This is a genomic window from Curtobacterium sp. MCBA15_012, assembly GCF_001864935.2.
Lineage (GTDB): Bacteria > Actinomycetota > Actinomycetes > Actinomycetales > Microbacteriaceae > Curtobacterium.
In genome coordinates, this window is record NZ_CP126267.1 from 974,009 (window position 1) to 992,088 (window position 18,080).

Consider the following 18,080-nt stretch of genomic DNA (forward strand, 5'->3'; position numbering starts at 1 on the left):
CCCGGCGGGCCGCCGCCGGTAGGCTGTCGTCCCGTGGCTCTCACCATCGGAATCGTCGGTCTCCCGAACGTCGGCAAGTCGACCCTGTTCAACGCCCTCACCAAGAACCAGGTCCTCGCCGCGAACTACCCGTTCGCAACGATCGAACCGAACGTCGGCGTGGTGAACCTGCCCGACCCGCGGCTCGACCAGCTCGCGACGCTCTTCGGGTCCGAGAAGACCGTGCCCGCTCCGGTGTCGTTCGTCGACATCGCCGGCATCGTCAAGGGTGCGAGCGAGGGGGAGGGACTCGGCAACAAGTTCCTCGCGAACATCCGTGAGGCCGACGCCATCGCCCAGGTCGTCCGCGGGTTCACCGACGACGACGTCGTGCACGTCGCGAACAAGGTCTCCCCGAAGGACGACCTCGAGGTCATCAACACCGAGCTGATCCTCGCCGACATGGAGACCATCGACAAGGCGCTCCCGCGCTACGAGAAGATGCTCAAGCTCAAGCAGGCCGAGCCCGTCGTGCTCGAGACCGCTCGCGAGGCACGGGCTGCGCTCGAGCAGGGCACCCTGCTGTCCGCGACCTCGATCGACCTGTCGCCGATCGCCGAGCTCGGGCTGCTGTCGGCCAAGCCGTTCATCTTCGTCTTCAACGTCGACGAGGCGATCCTCACCGACGCATCACGCAAGGCCGAGCTCGCGGCCCTCGTGGCTCCGGCCCAGGCCGTGTTCCTCGACGCGCAGGTCGAGTCCGAGCTCATCGACCTCGACCCCGCCGACGCCGCAGAGCTGCTCGAGTCGACCGGCCAGACCGAGTCCGGCCTCGACCAGCTCGCGCGCATCGGCTTCGACACCCTCGGGCTGCAGACCTACCTGACGGCCGGGCCGAAGGAAGCGCGTGCGTGGACGATCGGCAAGGGCTGGAAGGCTCCGCAGGCCGCTGGCGTCATCCACACCGACTTCGAGAAGGGCTTCATCAAGGCCGAGGTCATCTCGTTCGACGACCTGATGGCGACCGGCTCGATCGCCGAGGCGCGTGCCGCGGGCAAGGCGCGCATCGAGGGCAAGGACTACGTCATGCAGGACGGCGACGTGGTGGAGTTCCGCTTCAACAACTGATCGTCGCAGTCGACATCGCCGGACCGGGCGGCGTCGAGCGACGGCGATGATCGGTGTCGGCTCGCCCGCCGGCCGCCGCGACCGGACGCGGCTCGGGCCGCTGACCGGAAGTCAGACCGCGTCGGCCTCGGCGAGGTCCCACACCGGCGGCACGTACGACCGCGTCCACCCCTCGCGGAGTCGGGTGACCGCGCGGTCGAACGACTCGAGCAGGTCCATCTCCGGCCGCACCATCGACTGCAGCTGCAGTCCCTCGTACGTCGCGAGCAGCTGTTCGGCGCCGCGTGCGGGCTCCATCGTCCCCGGCTCGCGGCCGATCTCGACGTCGTGCTCGAGGGCGTGCTGCACGAAGGCGTGGAACCGACGCCACCGCGCGTGCAGCATCGGCGCGAGCGGGTGGTGCGGTGTCGCGGCGATGTTGAGCGTCGAGGTCAGGAAGCGCATGAGCGACGGGTCGGCGACGTTCGCACTGACGATCGCGCGCAGGAAGACGACGGCGCCGCTGCGCTCGGCGACCGGCATCAGGCCGTTGGAACGTTCGGCGTTCCACTGGTCGATGGTGGCGAGGAGGAGCCCGTCCCAGGTGGGGAAGACATCGTGGACGACGTCGAGCGGCTGGCCCGACTCGGTGGCGACGTGCTCGTAGGTGACCTCGTGGAGCGCGCGGACCCGGAGGACACGGATCATCGCGGCGACCACCTCGACCCGGAGCAGGGAGGACGTGTCGACGGTCGCGAGCGGTTGCATGGGTCCAGTCCACTCGGTGCGGGTCCGGGCGGACACCCCCAGTACTGGGAACCGCCGATACGCGCAGTCCGTACCCTTTGGCGGCTCGAACCTGAGGGAGACGGTGAGCGCGGGCGTTGAGTGGTTCCCATGAAGTACGTGGTGTACGGCGAGAACCGTGTGATGACCGGAACGGCGATCGCCGAGGCGGTGCTCGCCTACGCGGCAGCGCTGGGGGAGAACGGGACGACGGACATCGTCGAGGTCCCGACCGCGGATGCCGAGGGCTACGGCGTGACCGCGGAGATGCTCCTCGGGCCCGCATCGCAGATCATGGTCGAGGACGCTCCCGACGACGAGCTGGAGCCGGAGGACGAGGACCTCGTCAACGAGCTCGCCCGCCGGACGACCGCGGTCGGCGGCGGCCGCTTCGCCGACGCCGCGTCGTCACACTCGGACGAGCCCGAGGCCCGCCGCCTGCGGACCGACCCGCCGCAGGTCTGAGGACCGTTCGACGCACCGGTCCACTCGGTCGGCAGCGCGGGTGACGGAGGGCTGACGACGAACCGCTGATCCGGTACGGTGTGGCGCACCAGAGGCGCAGGCGTCACGACATCGCCGGTACCCGCCGTTCCGACAGGAGCCACCCATGCCGCACGTCGTCGACTTCGTCACCGTCTCCACCGAGGGTCTCGAGTCCTCCCCGGTCGCGGAGGCGCTCGCCGGGCTCCGCGCGAACGAGGCCCGGTACTTCCGGAACAAGTACGACCTCACGTTCACCACGCAGCCCGCAGCCGAGGTCCCGGAGCTCGTCGAGTACGTCGCGACGATCCTGCGCGAGGAGCGGGGCATCGTCGTCGCGTCCCCTGTGCTCGAGGCGACCCAGTTCGAGGTCGACGGGGTGCGCTGGACGTACGTGTTCCACGAGTCCGGGTTGTCCGTCAACGTGCTGTGGGCCATCGAACCGGGCGGCAAGCGCGCGGTGGGCTTCAAGCTGTCCGACGGGATGGAGGTGCCCGACGAGCTCGGCGCCTTCAAGTTCGCGCGGCAGCGGTCGAAGCTCGCCGGCACGATCCGCGGGTCCTACTTCGTCATCAAGGGCGAGTACTGACCGTCCGTCGTGCGGCCGGCTGGCCGCAGAACGCAGAGCCCGGACGGCGACTCGGCGCCCGGCACCTACCGTCAGTGGCACGAACTGCGGGAGGGCACGTGAAGTACATCCACTACGACGCCACCCTGATCCTGACGGGGGACCTGATCGCCGACGCGGTCGTCGACTACGCGGCAGCGCTCGGTGCGAACGGCCGGACCGACGCGATCTCGGTGCCGTCGGTCGGTGACGACGGGACCGTGACGCGGACGCTGCTGCTGGTCGGCCCGTCGAGCGAGCTGACGGTGACGGTGGCGCCGGACGACGAACTCGAACCGGAGGATCCGGCGTTCATCCGACGACTCCGGGACGCCGCTCGCCGCGCGGGGCCGGAGCGGCCGGTGAACGCCGACGAGCGGGAGCACTTCCGCGGAGCGGACGACCAGCCGACCGGCTGACCAGAGGTCCCGACAGTTCCCGGACGGGAACGACGAACGCCGCCGGCGTCGTGCCGGCGGCGTTCGTGGTGGTGGCGGTGGGTCGGTCAGGCGACCGACCGCTCAGCCGATCAGGCTGCGAGGGCGAGTTCGCCGGCGCGGACGGACCCGGCGAGCAGGATGGTCCGGCTCGCCTCGCCCCGCCAGGAGCGGCCCGGCACGGTCCAGCCGGACTCGCCGTCGACGTCCACACGGGCGTCACGGGTGACGAAGGTGCGCAGGTCGTCGGCGGGGATGCGGACGAGGTACTCGCGCTGCGAGCGGTCGTCGCGCACCGGGAACTCGGCGATGCGGTCGGGGGAGACGACGGGGGCGGCGAGTGCGGTCCCCGTGATGGTGATGCGGGTGTTCGTGGTGATGGTGTTCATGGTGCGGTACTTCCTGGTCGTTCGGCGCCCGTGCTGCCCGGTGTCGGCGCGGACGTCCCAGTCCGGCGCGACGCATCGGGTGCGGGCGCGCACGTCGTGTCTCGACGTGCAGCTCGTCCGTTCGGATCGAGCGGTGGTCTCGAGGGAATGCGGCCCAGGTGGGCCGGTTGCGAGACGGTCGGTGTGCGCGAGTCAGATGGGTTCGCTGCAGTGCACCAACGAGACACTGTACGCGAGGTCGCGCTCGACGTCCAGTGTCCGCACGGGAGGCGCGGTGCGGCTGTACCCCGCGCCTCCCGTCCGGCACGGGGTTCAGTTCAGGACCGGGGTGTCCTCCGGCACGACGCCGTCGCCGTACAGGTCGGTCGCCAGGTCGCGCAGCGCACGCAGGGCGACGCGCTGCGTCAGCGGCCCGTAGGAGATGCGGGCGACGCCCAGCGCCTCGTACTCGGCGGCGGGCAGGGCACCGGGCAGGCCGATCACGGAGAGCTTGCCGCGCCCGAGCCCGTCGACGAGTCGCTCGACCACGTCGCGCTGGATCGCGCCCGGGACGAACACGAGGGCGGCGCCGTTGTCGAGGAACGCCCTGCCGCGGGCGATGGCGTCCTCGATGCTCTCGTCGATGGGGCGGTCGCCACCGCGCGCGATCGCGTCGGTGCGGGCGTTGAGCTGGAAGGCGATGCCCTCGGCCTCGGCTGCGGCGGTGATCGCAGCGACCCGGGCGACGGCCTCGTCGAAGGGACGCAGGCGGTCCTCGACGTTCGCACCGACGACGCCCGCGGCGATGGCACGCCGGATCGTCTCGGCCGGGTCCTCGTAGCCGTCGTCGAGGTCGGCGGTGACGGGCAGGTCGGTCGCCGCGACGACGGTCGCTGCCCCGGCCAGGGCGACGTCGAGGGGCATGCCGCCGTCCTCGTAGCCGTGCGACGCTGCGATCGAGTGCCCGGCGGTCGCGATCGCCTTCGTGTGCGGCAGGTCGCTGACGACCTTGGCGCTGATCGCGTCCCACACGTTCACGACGCGGAGGATCTCGGGGGCCTCGTGCAGCTGCTGGAGGGTGGTCGCCTTGTCGGCGGTGCTCGTGGTCATGCAGCCGAGAGTAGGCCGACGCGCGGCCCTGCGGAGCGGTCGCAGGCGGGTTGTGGACGACCGTCCTGTGTCCACAGGGCCGATGCGTGGAGACGTGACCACCTGTGCGACGCGGGATGACGGCCGGACTCGCACCGCGCCTCCCGGCCGATGCATGCTGGGACGCATGGCGGACGACGAGCAGGACCCGGTCGGGACGCTCCGCGGGGTGCGGACGAGCATCAAGTGGACGCGGTACGCACCCGAGGTGCTGCCGCTGTTCGTCGCCGAGATGGACCACGACGTCGCGCCGGCGATCCGGCAGGCGCTCGTCGAACGGGTGCAGCAGTCCGACCTGGGCTACCTGGACGGGCCGGGTCCGCTCGCGCCCGCGTTCGCGCGGTTCGCGGCGGACCGGTGGGGGTGGCACGTCGACCCGGCACGGATCCACCTGGCGACCGACGTCAGCGTCGGGATCGTCGAGACGCTGCGGCTCGCACTGCCCGACGGCGGCCGGGTCGCGATCACGCCGCCGGTGTACCCGCCGTTCTTCGAACTCGTCGAGGAGGCACGGTGTCAGGTCGAGGAGGTGCCGCTCGCCGAGCAGTGGGGCGTCTACCGACTCGACCTCGACGGCCTCGAGCGGGCCTTCGCCGACGGTGTCCGGGTGTTCCTGCTCTGCAACCCGCACAACCCGATGGGACTCGTGCACGACCGCGCCGACCTCGAGGCGCTCGCCGCCCTCGCCGCGCGCTACGACGTCCTGGTCGTCAGCGACGAGATCCACGCGCCGCTCACCCACCCCGGCGTCCGGTTCACCCCGTTCTCGATGGTGGCCGAGGCCGCCGGTGCGCGCAGCGTCTGCGTGACGAGCGCGAGCAAGGGGTGGAACCTCGCCGGCGTGAAGTGCTCGGTCATCGTCGCCGGAGACGACCGCACCGCCGCCCTGCTCGAGTCGCTGTGGGAGGAGGTCGCCTGCCGCACGAGCATCCTCGGGCTGCACGCGAACCTCGCGGCGTTCAGCCTGGCGACGGACTGGCTCGACGAGGTGGTCGGGCGGATCGTCGCGAACGAACGGCTGCTCGGTACCCTGCTCGCCGAGCACCTGCCCGGCGTCGTCTACACCCGTCCGCGCGCCGGCTACCTGGCGTGGCTCGACTTCCGGGGGATCGGGCTCGGCGACGACCCGGCCGTGCCGCTGCGCGAGAACGCCTACGTGGCGCTGAACTCCGGGCTCGGGTTCGGCGCGCAGGGGCGGGGGTTCGCCCGGCTCAACCTCGCCTGCTCGCCGGAGACGCTGCGCGAGGCCGTGCACCGGATCGCGGCGGCGTACCCGTCGGGGGCGCAGGAGGGGCTGGTCTGGCACGTGGCGTGACCAGCGGCCGTCGTCGCCGCGCGGGATCCCGTGCGCTGCGACGAGGCGCGGGTCGGCGTGGCAGCGGCGTGGGAGCCTTGGCGTCAGCAGAGCACCCCGGGGCGATCGGATCCGTCGCGCCGAGCTGCACGTGCGGAGGACCGACAGGAGGGGACCGACGTGACCGAGCACACCGAACGTGACTGGCGACCCGTCTTCGCCGTGCTGGCGGACGACGACCGTCGGCGGGTGTACGCCCAGGTCGTCCTCGGCGTGGTGTCGTCGCCTGCGGGGGACGGGGAGGGCGGTCAGCTCCCGGCCCGGACCCGACGTGCACTGCGGGCGCTGCAGCGCGTGGGACTCGTGACCGTCACCGACGACGGCGGGTACGTCGCGGGACCGGAGGTGTTCGCCGCCGCGCTGGCGGCCGGAACGTCAGCGCGACCGCAGGGCGTCGAGCGCTTCCTGGAGGACGGCCGGATCGCGCAGTACCCGGCATCGCCCGCGGACCGTCGAGCCGTGCTGCAGTGGGTCGTGGAGCGGGCGCTCACCCCGGAGGAGGTCCTCGACGAACGCGCCGTCACCGAGCGACTCCGGCGGTTCCACGAGGATCCCGTGACGCTCCGGCGGTACCTGGTCGACTTCGGTCTCGTCGTGCGCGACGCCGACGGCAGCGCCTACTCCCGGACGCGCACGGCCGGCTGAGGGAACGGGGACGGGGTCAGGCGTCGACGTACTGGTTGCGACCGACCACCTGGATCCGCAGGTCGTCGTCACGGTCCATCGCGAGGAACTCGCGGGCGACGAAGGCGACGGACGGCCACCGCACCACCTCGGTGACGAGGGTCCCCTCGATGAACACCTGCCACGCGCCGCGCTCTCGGACGGCCTGCACCTGGTACGTCGCCATGCCGCGAGCGTACCGGCTCACCCCAGACGCTTCTCGTACCAGCGCACCACCGGGACGGACCCGTCCGGCTTCCGCCAGTCCGCGGGTCGGCGTCCGGTCAGCTGCCACCCACGCCGCTCGTACAGCCGCCACGCTCCGGGCGTCTCCTCGGTGACGTCGAGCCGGAGGACCTGCAGGCCGCGGGCCGGCCCGGCGAGGACACCGGCCGTCGCCTCGACCGTCGCCATCAGGGTGTCGGCGACCCCGCGTCCGCGGTGGTCCGGGTGGACGAGCAGGCGGGTGACCAGCGGCGGTGCGTCCGGATCGGGAGCAGCGAGCCCCACGTGGCCGACCGGGACGTCGCCGACCAGCGCCGTCCACGCCGCGAGGAACCCGGGCGGCGACAGCCATCGCTCGGGGTCGACGGGCCAGTGCGCCGGGTACCCGCCCTCGTGTGTCCGCCGGAGCACCTCGACGAGGGGCACGAGGTCGGCGTCCTGACGCGAGCGGATGTCCATCGCGCCCGACGCTACCGCCGGTCCGGTCACGCCAGGTCGAGCACCATGTGCACGTCCGCCCGGACGTACGGGCTCGGTGCCACCTCGTCGTGCCCGAGGTGCCGGAACCCGAACGCCTCGTACAGGTGCACGGCGCTCGCGAGCTGGCTGTTGCTCTCCAGGACGACGCGTCGAGCACCGAGCTCCCGTGCCCGGTCGAGCGCGACCGCGATGAGCTTCCGGCCGGTGCCGTGCCCTTGGTGTGCGGGGGAGACCGCCATCTTCACGAGCTCGAAGACCCGGTCGCCGACCGGCATCAGGCCGATGCACCCGATCACCTCGTCGTCCAGACGGGCGACGAACACGGCGCCCCCGGGCTCGACGATGCGGCCGGCCGGGTCGCCCAGGATCGCGCGGTCCTCGTCCTCGAGCGTGAAGTACCGCTCGATCCAGGACTCGTTGAGGGTGCGGAACGCATCGGCATCGGCGGGCGTCGCGAGTTCGACGATGGCCAGGGCCGAGGCCGGGTGGGAAGCGGGTGCGGGTGAGGCAGCGGCAGCGGCAGCAGCGGTGTCGGGCATGCGTCCATCCTCGGACGGTCGATGCATGCACGTCCAATACCGATCACGGTGGATCAGTACGCTGCGTGCATGGATGTGGACCTGCGCCAGCTCCGGGCGTTCCTCGCGGTGGCCGACGAACTGCACTTCAGTCGGGCCGCCGAACGGCTCCGCATCGCACAACCGGCGTTGTCGCAGCAGATCCGCCGCACCGAGCGCGACCTCGGCGTCGACCTGTTCGTCCGGACGTCGCGCAGCGTCGCGCTCACCCCCGCCGGGCGGGTGCTGCAGGGTCGTGCGCGCTCGCTGCTCGAGCAGGCGGAACGGGACCTCGACGAGGTCGTCCGGGTCAGCCGTGGCGAGGTCGGTCGGCTCGACGTCGGGTTCGTCGTCTCGGCGCTGCCCCTCGGACCGGTCGAACGCGTCCAGGTGTTCCGGCAGCGCTTCCCCCTGGTGCGGGTGGAGCTCACCGAGGGCTACTCGTCGACGCTCCTCGCCCGGATCGTCCGCGGCGAGCTCGACCTGGCCGTCGTGCGCGACCCCGACCCGGACCCGGCCGTGGGGCTCCTGCCGTTCCGCACCGAGCGGTTCGTCGCGGCGGTCCCGCGTGGGCACCGGCTCGCCGGCCGAGCGAGCATCGCCGGGACCGAGCTCGTCGACGAGCCGTTCGTGTTCTTCCCGCCCATCGCCGGTGCGGTGGCGACGGAGCGCAACCTGGCTCCGGTCGTCGTGGACGGACGCCGCCCCCAGGTGGTCCAGGAGGCCACGACCTGGGCCACCGTGCTGCACCTGGTCGGGGTGGGGCTCGGGGTGACGGTGGCACCGGAGAGCGCGACGCTCGCGGCCCCGGACACGGTCGTGCTGCTGCCGCTGGACGGCGACGAGCACCGGAGCGAGCTGCACTGGGCGGTGCGTGCCGACGACGACCGCGAGATCCTGCGGAACTTCATCGCCGCGACCGAGCGCTGACGGCGCAGGCCGGCAGCGATCCCCGGCCCGGCATCGAGCCCCGGCCCGGCAGCGAGCCCCGACGATGCGACGGAGCCCTGACGATGCGACCGAGCCCCGTCCCGACGACCGACCGCGCTGCCACTCAACCGAGCGGCAGCACCGCCGCCCGCTGGTCCCCGAGCTCGTCCTCGTGCCACGGCCGTGCCCCACGGAGCGTCACCCCGAGCTGCACGAGCACGAACCCCACGTGCGGCTCGACGTCCGGGTCCCACGCCCCCTCGACCCCGAGCCCGAACGCGCCGAGTTCGTCGTCCGCCTCGTCCCGAACCGACAGTCGCCACCGTCCGTCGCCGAGCTCCTCGACGACGGCCCAACGAGCGGTCGCGAACCGGCTCACGCGGTCTTCGACACGTCCGCGGTGAAGTTCTGCACCCGGCGCAGCAGCGCTTCGCCACGCATCGCGATGGTCGCCGGCGGGTTCAGGTGCGGCGGGGCGGTGCGGATGAGCATCGAGCACCCGAGGTCCTCGCAGATGTACGAGCCGATCGTGTTGCCGTTGCGTCCGGACTCGCCCGCGCGTGCCGCCGAGAACAGGCGGACCTGTGTCGCGGGCTGCGGGGAGTGGCAGAAGGAGCACATCGCGGCGATCCCCGGGCGGAGCGACCCACCGGCGGAGCGCACGACGATCCCGACGGGACGGTCGTCGACCCACGACACGATGTAGCCGCGGCGGGCGGCCTGCGGGTCGCGCCAGCCGAGGAACTCGCGTTCGTCCCAGAGCATCTCGTGCAGGCCGGGGATCGGCAGCTGCTCGAGTTCCTCCGGGGTGGCGTTCACGAACGACGAACGGATGTCTGCTTCGGTCAGTGGCTTCACGGTGCGTTCACCCTATGCCTCACCTCCGACGGTGGCCGCTACTCCAGTCTGGAGGCGCGGATCGCCCCGAGTGCGCTCGTCCCGTCCGCCACGAGCACCGCCCGACGCAGCGCGTCCCGCCCGACGCGGCGTGCGGCCGCGTCGTCCGCCGCGAACTCGACGAGGACGCGCGTCGAGCGCGCCATGGCGCGCGCGCCGGGCACCCACGGGACCGCACGTTCGATCGACTCGGCGACCGCGACCGCGACCGCGTGGCGCTGGGTCAGGTGCGCGCGTTCGTGGGCGACCACGGCCTCCAGTTCGTCGGTCCGCAGCAGGTCCGCGAGCCCGGTGCTGACGAGCACCCCGCCCTCCCGGCCGGGGACGGCACAGGCCAGTGCGTGGTCCGCCTCGACGACGGCGACGGGGGTGCCGTCGATCTCACGGTGCGGTGCTGCCCCGGCCCGCATCGCCTCGCGCACGGCGACCTGCTCGGCGCCCGGCCGGACCCGCACCGCGACGACGAAGGCGAGCACGGCGAGGAGCGCGACGCCGATGTTCAGGCCGTGCGTGGGGGAGTCGTCCAGCCGGAACGGGTCGGTGAGCGGTCGGTCGGCGAGCACCACGAACGCGATGCCGAGCACGAAGCCGACGACCCCGAGCACGACCGCGAGCGACCACGACACCAGTGCGGTGCGCGGGTGGCTGATCGTCCACGCCGAACGGGTCAGCACCCGGGGGGCGACCACCACGACGACGAGAGCGGACACGACGAGCGCGACCCCGGCGACGACCACTGGCGGTGCCCGGTCAGGAACGCGCTCGCGCGTCGAGGGCCCGGCGGAGGACGTCGAGGTCGTCCGAGGCGAGCGAGCCGGTGAACTGGAGCAGGGCGGCCTCGCGGTCGGAGGCGGCGGCGAGCGCGTTCGACATGAGCGACGCGGTCTGCTGCTCACGGGTGTGCACGGCGCGGAAGGTCAGGGGTGCGTCGTCGTGCTCCTGCCGGTCCACCTGGCCCTTGCGGCCGAGCCGGTCGAGCACGGTGAGGACGGTCGTCAGTGCCGGCCGCGGCTCGGGGAACGCGTCCAGCACCTGTCGCGCGGTCATCCCGGTGTCCGCCGACCACAGCGTCTCGAGCACCGCCTGTTCGAGCTGCCCGCGGGGGCGCGATCGCTGTCCTGCCATCCCCGCATTCTACGAGTCGTCGAACGTCCTCCGCAGCCCGGATCCGTCACATGCCGGAAACGCGGCATCGCTATGCTCGTCGCGGACAACTGAACACCGGCCGATCACCCGCCGCGGGAGAGTCGAGCGCACGCGCCCGGCACCGAAGGAGCAACCTCCCCGTCAATCTCTCAGGTCCCAGACCGCAGCGGACAGGCCACTCTGAAAAGCAGCCACGGGTCCCCCACCGGGACCGGCCCGTGTCTCGCCCACGGTGAAAGCCGCCGGACCTCACGGGCCGCGGTGAAACTCTCAGGCCCATGACAGAGGGGGAGTTCCGCCCGACGACGGCCGTCGGGACCTGCCGATGCCAGGAGAACTCCGTCATGCGTTCGTCCCCCCTCGAACCCGCGCACGAAGCAGCGGGCGCAAGCTTCACCGACTTCGCCGGGTACCGGATGCCCGTGCGGTACTCGTCCGACCTCGCCGAGCACCACGCCGTGCGCACCGCGGCCGGTGTCTTCGACCTGTCGCACATGGCCGAGGTCGGCGTGACCGGTTCCGACGCCGTCCCGTTCCTCGACCACGCGCTCGCCGGGACCTTCGGCGCGATGCCGGTCGGTCGGGCGAAGTACTCGCTCCTGCTCGCCGAGGACGGCGGCATCCTCGACGACCTCGTCGTCTACCGCACCGACGAGGACGTCTTCCTGGTCGTGGCGAACGCCGCCAACCGCGAGGTCGCCGTCGCCGCGCTGACCGAACGCGCCGCCGGCTTCGACGTCGTGGTGTCGGACGACTCGGACACCACCGCGCTCGTCGCGATCCAGGGCCCCGCCGCCGCGGGCACGCTCGACGCCCTGGTCGTGGCCGACCGCCTGCAGCCCGAGACCCCGCTCGACGAGCTCCGCTACTACCGCGTGCTGCACGCCACGTTCGACGGCAGCGAGGTGCTCGTCGCCCGCACCGGCTACACCGGCGAGGACGGCTTCGAGCTCTACGTCGCCCCGGACGTCGCGGTCGCGCTGTGGGACGCGCTGCTCGAGACCGGCGCCGACCGCGGTGTCGTCCCGGCCGGTCTCGCCGCGCGCGACACCCTGCGGCTCGAGGCCGGCATGCCCCTCTACGGGCACGAGCTGAGCACCGAGGTCCGTCCGGCGCAGGCCGGGCTCGGCCGGGTGGTCGCGACCGAGGGATCGTTCGTCGGCGATGCCGGTGTCGTGCCGGCCGACGACGCCCGCGTGCTCGTCGGCCTCGTCACCGAGGGCCGGCGCGCACCCCGGGCCGGCTACGACGTCCAGCTCGACGGTGCCGTGGTCGGCACCGTGACGAGCGGGGCGCTGTCGCCGACGCTCGGGCACCCCGTCGCGATGGCCTTCGTCGACCCGGCGGCGCTCGCCGCGGTCTCGGACGCCGACGGGGGACGAGTCCTCCACATCGACGTCCGCGGCACCGCCGTCCCCAGCACCGTCGTCCCGTTCCCCTTCTACCGCCGCACCCCGAGAGGCTGAGCCCCGTGACCGACCAGACCGCACTCCAGTACACCGCCGACCACGAGTGGCTCCTCGTCGAGGGCGACACCGTCACCGTCGGCATCACCGACCACGCCGCCGAGCAGCTCGGCGACGTCGTCTACGTCGAGCTCCCCGCCGTCGGCACCACGACGACCGCCGGCCAGCAGATCGGCGAGATCGAGTCGACCAAGAGCGTCGGCGAGCTGTTCGCGCCGATCGAGGGCCAGGTCGTCGCGATCAACGACGCCGTGGTCGACGCACCCGACACCGTCAACCAGGACCCGTTCGGCACCGGCTGGCTCGTCAAGCTCAAGGTGGACGGCACCTCGTTCCCCGAGGACCTCATGGACCACGACGCGTACCGGGCGTCCATCGCATGACGACCCTCGACGCGAACCAGCAGCCCACGGTCACGCGGGACGAGAACCTGCAGACCACCTTCGCCGACCGGCACATCGGCACCACGCCGGCCGACCAGCGGGCCATGCTCGAGGTCGTCGGGCAGCCGTCGCTCGACGCCCTCGTCCGCGCGGCGATCCCGGAGTCGATCCACGCCGCCCCGGTCGAGCGCTCCTCGATCCCGGCCGCCGTCGGCGAGACCGAGGCGCTCGCCGAGCTGCGCGCCAAGGCATCCCGCAACACCGTCCGCCGCGCGATGATCGGTCTCGGCTACCACGGCACCCACACGCCCGCGGTGATCCAGCGCAACGTGCTCGAGAACCCGAGCTGGTACACGGCCTACACGCCGTACCAGCCCGAGATCTCGCAGGGCCGGCTCGAGGCGCTCATCAACTTCCAGACGATGGTCTCCGACCTCACGGGCATGGCGACCGCCGGCGCGTCGATGCTCGACGAGGGCACGGCCGTCGTCGAGGGCATGCTCCTGGCCCGTCGTGCGTCCAAGGTGACGGGCGACGCGTTCCTCGTGGACGCCGACCTCCTGCCGCAGACCCGCGCGCTCCTCGACCACCGCGCCGACGCCGTCGGCATCGAGCTCCGCGGGTTCGACGCGGTGTCCGGTCCGTCCGACGAGCAGCTCGACGGCGCGTTCGGTGTCGTCCTGCAGTACCCGGGCGCCTCGGGCCGTGTCGTCGACCCGAGCGCCACCATCGAGCGCGTCCACGCGGGCGGCGGGATCGCCGTCGTCGCGGCCGACCTGCTCGCGATGACGCTGCTCGCCAGCCCCGGCGACCTCGGCGCCGACGTCGCCGTCGGCACGAGCCAGCGCTTCGGCGTCCCGCTCGGTTTCGGCGGCCCGCACGCCGGGTACCTCGCCGTCCGTGCCGGTCTCGAGCGCCAGCTGCCCGGTCGCCTGGTCGGTGTCTCGTTCGACGCCGACGGACAGATGGCCTACCGCCTGAGCCTCCAGACCCGCGAGCAGCACATCCGCCGCGAGAAGGCGACGAGCAACATCTGCACCGCGCAGGTCCTGCTCGCCGTGATGGCCTCGATGTACGCGGTCTACCACGGCCCCGAGGGGCTGCGGTTCATCGCGGACCGCGTCGCCCGGACGACGGGCGCCCTCGCCGGGGCGGCACGCGACGCCGGACTCGCCGTCGAGCACGACGCGTTCTTCGACACGCTGGTGCTCCGCGCCGAGGGCCGTGCGGGCGCGCTCGTCGACGCCGCCCGCGACGCCGGCTACCTGCTGCACCAGGTCGACGCCGACACGTTCCAGGTGTCGGTCGACGAGACCACCACGCCGGACGACGTGAGCGCGCTCGCCCACGTGTTCGGGGCCGTGGACGCGACCGTCCCGGCGACCGAGCGCGCCGTGCGCGACGCGACCACGGGCCTCCCGTCCGGTCTGCTGCGCAGCAGCGACTACCTGACGCACCCCGTGTTCAGCGCGCACCGCAGCGAGACCCGCATGATGCGGTACCTGAAGCACCTGTCGGACAAGGACTACGCGCTCGACCGCGGCATGATCCCGCTCGGCAGCTGCACGATGAAGCTCAACGCGGCGACCGAGATGGCGGCCGTGACCTGGCCGGAGTTCGCGAACGTGCACCCGTTCGCGCCCGCCGACGACGTCACGGGGTACCTCGACATGATCGGCGACCTGGAGACCTGGCTCGCCGAGGTCACCGGCTACGACACCGTGTCCCTGCAGCCGAACGCCGGCAGCCAGGGCGAGCTCGCCGGCCTCCTGGCGATCCGCGGGTACCACCTGGCGAACGGCGACACCGAGCGCACGGTGTGCCTGATCCCGTCGAGCGCGCACGGCACGAACGCGGCGTCGGCGGTCCTCGCCGGCATGCGCGTCGTGGTGGTCGCGTGCGACGAGAACGGCAACGTCGACCTCGACGACCTCCGCGCGAAGACCGCGCAGCACGGCGCGCAGCTCGCCGCGCTCATGGTCACGTACCCGTCCACGCACGGGGTCTACGAGCACGACATCCGCGACATCTGCGACGCCGTGCACGACGCCGGCGGCCAGGTCTACGTCGACGGCGCGAACCTCAACGCGCTCCTCGGGCACGCCCGCTTCGGGGACTTCGGCGGCGACGTGTCGCACCTCAACCTGCACAAGACCTTCTGCATCCCGCACGGCGGTGGCGGTCCGGGTGTCGGTCCGGTCGCGGCGAAGGCGCACCTCGCGCCGTTCCTCCCCGCGCACCCGATGGCCCAGCAGGCGGACCGTCGGCCGGGCTCCTCCTCCGCCGACGTCACGATCGAGGGTCGGCTCGCGCACGCGGGTGGTCCGGTCAGTGCGGCACCGTACGGCAGCCCGAGCATCCTGCCGATCACGTGGACGTACGTGCGGATGATGGGGCTCGAGGGCCTCACCCGGGCGACCGAGGCAGCGGTGCTCGGGGCGAACTACGTCGCGGCGCGGCTGCGCGACGCCTTCCCCGTCCTGTACACCGGCGACGCGGGGCTCGTCGCGCACGAGTGCATCCTCGACCTCCGGCCCCTGCGGGACACCACGGGCATCACGGTCGACGACGTCGCGAAGCGCCTCGTCGACCACGGCTTCCACGCGCCGACGATGTCCTTCCCCGTCGCGGGCACGCTCATGGTCGAACCGACCGAGAGCGAGGACCTCGCCGAGCTCGACCGCTTCGTCGACGCCATGCTCGCGATCCGTGCCGAGGCCGCAGCGGTCGAGCGGGGCGAGTGGCCGGCCGACGACAACCCGCTGGTCAACGCGCCGCACACCGCGGCGTCGGCGATCACGGGGGAGTGGACGCACCCCTACACGCGCGAGCAGGCCGTCTACCCGACGCCCGGGATCGTCGCCCGGAAGTACTGGCCGCCGGTGCGCCGGATCGACCAGGCGTACGGCGACCGCAACCTCGTGTGCGCCTGCCCGCCGATCGAGGCCTTCGCCTGATCGCGTCACACACCCCCGGAAGGGGGTAACGTGAGCCCCGTCCGGTCCTGCCGGGCGGGGCTCGCTGCGTCGGTGGCGCTGTCGGTCGCACTGTCGGTGGCAGACCAGCGCGGCTGGCCCCGGACAGGGTCCCGAGGTCGTCCCGGACGGTCCCAGAGGGGCTTCGAGGGTCGGAGCGCTCCACCACATCGAGGTGGCCGGCTGCTTGCACAAGGCTGTCGAGCAGTGCAACAAGTTCGTTGCAGAAGCAACGAATCCGCTCTACGAGCCGTAGAGCGCACGGAACTTGCATCCTGCCGCAAGGATCGTGCAACTTGGTTTCCGGTTTGTAACCGATGGCCGCAGGGTTTGGTCGGCGGTCGCGCCACTGCCTACAGTGCAAGGACAAGCGCGCCCGGTAGCACCTCTGTGCCTGGCGCGTCCCATGCACCAGGAGGAACCTTGATCAAGAAGCGCGCTGGGCTCTCAGCCCTCGCCGTGCTCGGGGCCACAGCACTCGCCCTGACCGGCTGCTCGACCAACAGCAGCAGCAGCAACGGCGGTGACTCGGGCTCGACGAACGCGTCCGGGATCGTCACCACCAACGGCAGCGAACCCCAGAACCCGCTCATCCCCTCGAACTCCACCGAGACCGGTGGCGGCAAGATCATCACGTCGATCTTCGAGGGCCTCGTCTCGTACGACGCCAAGGGCAAGCCGGTCAACGAGGTCGCGAAGAGCATCACCACCGATGACTCCAAGACCTACGACATCAAGCTCAACACCAACTACACCTTCACCAACGGCGAGAAGGTCACGGCGGAGTCCTTCACGAAGGCGTGGAACTGGGCTTCACAGTTCTCGAACGCGCAGGGCGCGAACTACTTCTTCGAGAACATCCAGGGCTACGACGCCGAGAAGGACTCGGAGCTCACCGGCCTCAAGGTCAAGAGCGACTCCGAGTTCACGGTGACGCTGAACTCCCCGCAGTCGGACTTCCCGCTGTCGCTCGGCTACTCGGCCTTCATGCCGCTGCCGTCGGAGTTCTACAAGGACACCAAGGCCTTCGGCGAGAACCCGATCGGCAACGGTCCCTACAAGCTGGCGAACGACAAGGCGTGGACGCACAACCAGTCCATCAAGCTCGTCACCAACAAGGACTACGAGGGCAAGCGCAAGCCGAAGAACGGTGGTCTGACGATCACGTTCTACACCACGCAGGACACCGCCTACGCGGACGTCCAGGGTGGCAACCTCGACATCCTGGACGCGATCCCGGACGCCGCCTTCAAGACCTACAAGTCGGACTTCCCCGACTCGAACGTCAACCAGGCCGCAGCGATCTTCCAGGGCTTCTACCTGCCCTACTACCTCGACCACTGGAAGGGTGAAGAGGGAAAGCTGCGTCGCGAGGCGATCTCGATGGCGATCAACCGCAAGCAGATCACCGACAAGATCTTCGACGGCACGCGCACCCCGGCCAAGGACTTCACGTCCCCGGTCATCGCCGGCTGGTCGGACGACCTCAAGGGCTCGGACGTCCTCGACTACGACAAGTCGAAGGCGAAGGACCTCTGGGACCAGGCCAACAAGATCTCGCCGTACGACGAGACCCTGACCATCGCCTACAACGCCGACGGTGGCCACGAGGCATGGGTGACCGCGGTCACGAACTCCATCGCGAGCACGCTCGGCATCAAGGCCGAGGGCAAGGCGATCCCGACGTTCCAGGAAGCCCTGGACGCGCAGAAGAACGACAAGCTCACGGGCGGTAGCCGCACCGGTTGGCAGGCCGACTACCCGTCGCTGTACAACTTCCTCGGCCCGACCATGGGCAAGGGCTCGTCGAGCAACTACGCGCGCTACGACTCGCCGGAGTACAACGCGCTGCTCGCCAAGGGCCGCTCGGCGTCCTCCGTCGAGGAGGGCAACAAGTACTTCGACCAGGCCCAGGAGCTGCTGTTCCAGGACCTGCCGGAGATCCCGCTCTGGTACGCCAACGTGACCGGTGTCTGGTCCGCTGACAACGTGTCGAACGTCAAGTTCGGCTGGGACTCGGTGCCGCTGTACTACGACGTCGAGGTCAAGAAGTAACACCCGTCTCCTCGGAGACACACCGCGAGCAGG

At 71.5% G+C, this 18,080-nt stretch carries 21 protein-coding genes and 1 riboswitch; of the genes, 11 read left to right on the top strand and 10 right to left on the bottom strand.

Features of this window, described 5'->3' with window-relative positions:
• Positions 1 to 33 precede the first annotated feature (33 nt).
• On the top strand, positions 34 to 1,107 hold the full coding sequence (gene ychF, locus QOL15_RS04495; protein ID WP_065959732.1) for a redox-regulated ATPase YchF: 1,074 nt from the start codon (positions 34 to 36) through the stop codon (positions 1,105 to 1,107).
• 111 nt (positions 1,108 to 1,218) lie between these two features.
• On the opposite strand, the gene QOL15_RS04500 is transcribed toward ychF, so the two are convergent.
• Complete coding sequence (locus tag QOL15_RS04500; protein ID WP_071248361.1) at positions 1,219 to 1,854, bottom strand: TetR family transcriptional regulator C-terminal domain-containing protein; 636 nt, start codon at positions 1,852 to 1,854, stop codon at positions 1,219 to 1,221.
• Positions 1,855 to 1,983: 129 nt separating this feature from the next.
• On the opposite strand from QOL15_RS04500, the gene QOL15_RS04505 reads away from it, so the two are divergent.
• The 3 genes from QOL15_RS04505 to QOL15_RS04515 all read left to right on the top strand — a co-directional run bounded on the left by QOL15_RS04505 (position 1,984) and on the right by QOL15_RS04515 (position 3,381).
• The gene (locus tag QOL15_RS04505) at positions 1,984 to 2,337 is read left to right on the top strand and encodes a hypothetical protein (RefSeq protein WP_065959728.1); all 354 of its coding nucleotides are present in this window, start codon (positions 1,984 to 1,986) and stop codon (positions 2,335 to 2,337) included.
• Positions 2,338 to 2,482: 145 nt separating this feature from the next.
• Positions 2,483 to 2,944, top strand: a complete 462-nt coding sequence (locus QOL15_RS04510; RefSeq protein WP_071248367.1) for a phage tail protein — start codon at positions 2,483 to 2,485, stop codon at positions 2,942 to 2,944.
• A gap of 98 nt (positions 2,945 to 3,042) precedes the next feature.
• Positions 3,043 to 3,381, top strand: coding sequence for a hypothetical protein (locus QOL15_RS04515; protein ID WP_071248370.1), 339 nt, complete (start codon positions 3,043 to 3,045; stop codon positions 3,379 to 3,381).
• 110 nt (positions 3,382 to 3,491) lie between these two features.
• Here the strand turns inward: QOL15_RS04515 and QOL15_RS04520 are convergent, their stop codons facing one another.
• A complete protein-coding gene (locus QOL15_RS04520; RefSeq protein ID WP_139197538.1) occupies positions 3,492 to 3,788 on the bottom strand; it encodes a hypothetical protein in 297 nt (98 codons plus the stop codon).
• A gap of 312 nt (positions 3,789 to 4,100) precedes the next feature.
• Positions 4,101 to 4,877 carry an isocitrate lyase/phosphoenolpyruvate mutase family protein gene (locus tag QOL15_RS04525; protein WP_071248376.1) on the bottom strand — a complete coding sequence of 259 codons (777 nt, stop codon included), beginning with the start codon at positions 4,875 to 4,877 and terminating at the stop codon, positions 4,101 to 4,103.
• A 166-nt stretch (positions 4,878 to 5,043) separates the two neighbouring features.
• Between QOL15_RS04525 and QOL15_RS04530 the strand changes: the two genes are divergently transcribed.
• The gene (locus QOL15_RS04530; protein ID WP_254784143.1) at positions 5,044 to 6,231 is read left to right on the top strand and encodes a MalY/PatB family protein; all 1,188 of its coding nucleotides are present in this window, start codon (positions 5,044 to 5,046) and stop codon (positions 6,229 to 6,231) included.
• A 159-nt stretch (positions 6,232 to 6,390) separates the two neighbouring features.
• On the top strand, positions 6,391 to 6,915 hold the full coding sequence (locus QOL15_RS04535; protein WP_071248381.1) for a DUF2087 domain-containing protein: 525 nt from the start codon (positions 6,391 to 6,393) through the stop codon (positions 6,913 to 6,915).
• 16 nt (positions 6,916 to 6,931) lie between these two features.
• Here the strand turns inward: QOL15_RS04535 and QOL15_RS04540 are convergent, their stop codons facing one another.
• Genes QOL15_RS04540 through QOL15_RS04550 form a run of 3 tightly spaced genes read right to left on the bottom strand, consistent with a single transcriptional unit; the run spans position 6,932 to position 8,177 of the window.
• Positions 6,932 to 7,120: a hypothetical protein gene (locus tag QOL15_RS04540; protein ID WP_065959716.1), complete on the bottom strand. Its 189-nt coding sequence runs from the start codon at positions 7,118 to 7,120 to the stop codon at positions 6,932 to 6,934.
• Positions 7,121 to 7,137: 17 nt separating this feature from the next.
• A complete protein-coding gene (locus tag QOL15_RS04545; protein WP_071248384.1) occupies positions 7,138 to 7,617 on the bottom strand; it encodes a GNAT family N-acetyltransferase in 480 nt (159 codons plus the stop codon).
• A 26-nt stretch (positions 7,618 to 7,643) separates the two neighbouring features.
• A complete protein-coding gene (locus tag QOL15_RS04550) occupies positions 7,644 to 8,177 on the bottom strand; it encodes a GNAT family N-acetyltransferase (protein WP_071248387.1) in 534 nt (177 codons plus the stop codon).
• Between the two features lie 69 nt (positions 8,178 to 8,246).
• On the opposite strand from QOL15_RS04550, the gene QOL15_RS04555 reads away from it, so the two are divergent.
• Positions 8,247 to 9,125, top strand: a complete 879-nt coding sequence (locus QOL15_RS04555) for a LysR substrate-binding domain-containing protein (RefSeq protein WP_071248390.1) — start codon at positions 8,247 to 8,249, stop codon at positions 9,123 to 9,125.
• A gap of 124 nt (positions 9,126 to 9,249) precedes the next feature.
• On the opposite strand, the gene QOL15_RS04560 is transcribed toward QOL15_RS04555, so the two are convergent.
• From QOL15_RS04560 to QOL15_RS04575, 4 genes are read right to left on the bottom strand one after another with little or no spacing between them, the layout of a single operon-like run.
• Entirely contained in the window at positions 9,250 to 9,504 is a 255-nt protein-coding gene (locus tag QOL15_RS04560) for a hypothetical protein (RefSeq protein WP_065959710.1), read from the bottom strand.
• Positions 9,501 to 9,983: an FBP domain-containing protein gene (locus QOL15_RS04565; RefSeq protein WP_065959705.1), complete on the bottom strand. Its 483-nt coding sequence runs from the start codon at positions 9,981 to 9,983 to the stop codon at positions 9,501 to 9,503. The genes QOL15_RS04560 and QOL15_RS04565 overlap by 4 nt, the downstream gene beginning before the upstream one ends.
• A 38-nt stretch (positions 9,984 to 10,021) precedes the next feature.
• Entirely contained in the window at positions 10,022 to 10,759 is a 738-nt protein-coding gene (locus QOL15_RS04570; RefSeq protein ID WP_071248392.1) for a M56 family metallopeptidase, read from the bottom strand.
• A gap of 13 nt (positions 10,760 to 10,772) precedes the next feature.
• A complete protein-coding gene (locus QOL15_RS04575) occupies positions 10,773 to 11,147 on the bottom strand; it encodes a BlaI/MecI/CopY family transcriptional regulator (RefSeq protein ID WP_065959699.1) in 375 nt (124 codons plus the stop codon).
• Positions 11,148 to 11,251: 104 nt separating this feature from the next.
• Positions 11,252 to 11,342: riboswitch (glycine riboswitch) on the top strand.
• 170 nt (positions 11,343 to 11,512) lie between these two features.
• Between QOL15_RS04575 and gcvT the strand changes: the two genes are divergently transcribed.
• From gcvT to QOL15_RS04595, 4 genes are all read left to right on the top strand, one after another.
• Positions 11,513 to 12,634 (top strand): glycine cleavage system aminomethyltransferase GcvT, encoded by a 1,122-nt coding sequence (gene gcvT, locus QOL15_RS04580; RefSeq protein WP_253181531.1) that lies wholly within the window; start codon positions 11,513 to 11,515, stop codon positions 12,632 to 12,634.
• A gap of 5 nt (positions 12,635 to 12,639) precedes the next feature.
• Complete coding sequence (gcvH, locus tag QOL15_RS04585; RefSeq protein ID WP_065959696.1) at positions 12,640 to 13,017, top strand: glycine cleavage system protein GcvH; 378 nt, start codon at positions 12,640 to 12,642, stop codon at positions 13,015 to 13,017.
• Positions 13,014 to 15,974, top strand: a complete 2,961-nt coding sequence (gcvP, locus tag QOL15_RS04590; protein WP_083394052.1) for an aminomethyl-transferring glycine dehydrogenase — start codon at positions 13,014 to 13,016, stop codon at positions 15,972 to 15,974. Before gcvH ends, gcvP begins: the two co-directional genes overlap by 4 nt.
• A 441-nt stretch (positions 15,975 to 16,415) precedes the next feature.
• A complete protein-coding gene (locus QOL15_RS04595; RefSeq protein ID WP_065959694.1) occupies positions 16,416 to 18,047 on the top strand; it encodes an ABC transporter substrate-binding protein in 1,632 nt (543 codons plus the stop codon).
• The last annotated feature ends 33 nt before the right edge of the window (positions 18,048 to 18,080 follow it).

What these genes read in the sequence shown, in the direction of transcription:
- QOL15_RS04500 (WP_071248361.1), bottom strand. Translation starts at nt 1,854, where the DNA reads ATGCAACCGCTCGCGACCGTCGACACGTCCTCCCTGCTCCGGGTCGAG.
- QOL15_RS04505 (WP_065959728.1), top strand. Translation starts at nt 1,984, where the DNA reads ATGAAGTACGTGGTGTACGGCGAGAACCGTGTGATGACCGGAACGGCG.
- QOL15_RS04510 (WP_071248367.1), top strand. Translation starts at nt 2,483, where the DNA reads ATGCCGCACGTCGTCGACTTCGTCACCGTCTCCACCGAGGGTCTCGAG.
- QOL15_RS04520 (WP_139197538.1), bottom strand. Translation starts at nt 3,788, where the DNA reads ATGAACACCATCACCACGAACACCCGCATCACCATCACGGGGACCGCA.
- QOL15_RS04525 (WP_071248376.1), bottom strand. Translation starts at nt 4,877, where the DNA reads ATGACCACGAGCACCGCCGACAAGGCGACCACCCTCCAGCAGCTGCAC.
- QOL15_RS04530 (WP_254784143.1), top strand. Translation starts at nt 5,044, where the DNA reads ATGGCGGACGACGAGCAGGACCCGGTCGGGACGCTCCGCGGGGTGCGG.
- QOL15_RS04540 (WP_065959716.1), bottom strand. Translation starts at nt 7,120, where the DNA reads ATGGCGACGTACCAGGTGCAGGCCGTCCGAGAGCGCGGCGCGTGGCAG.
- QOL15_RS04545 (WP_071248384.1), bottom strand. Translation starts at nt 7,617, where the DNA reads ATGGACATCCGCTCGCGTCAGGACGCCGACCTCGTGCCCCTCGTCGAG.
- QOL15_RS04550 (WP_071248387.1), bottom strand. Translation starts at nt 8,177, where the DNA reads ATGCCCGACACCGCTGCTGCCGCTGCCGCTGCCTCACCCGCACCCGCT.
- QOL15_RS04555 (WP_071248390.1), top strand. Translation starts at nt 8,247, where the DNA reads ATGGATGTGGACCTGCGCCAGCTCCGGGCGTTCCTCGCGGTGGCCGAC.
- QOL15_RS04575 (WP_065959699.1), bottom strand. Translation starts at nt 11,147, where the DNA reads ATGGCAGGACAGCGATCGCGCCCCCGCGGGCAGCTCGAACAGGCGGTG.
- gcvT (WP_253181531.1), top strand. Translation starts at nt 11,513, where the DNA reads ATGCGTTCGTCCCCCCTCGAACCCGCGCACGAAGCAGCGGGCGCAAGC.
- gcvP (WP_083394052.1), top strand. Translation starts at nt 13,014, where the DNA reads ATGACGACCCTCGACGCGAACCAGCAGCCCACGGTCACGCGGGACGAG.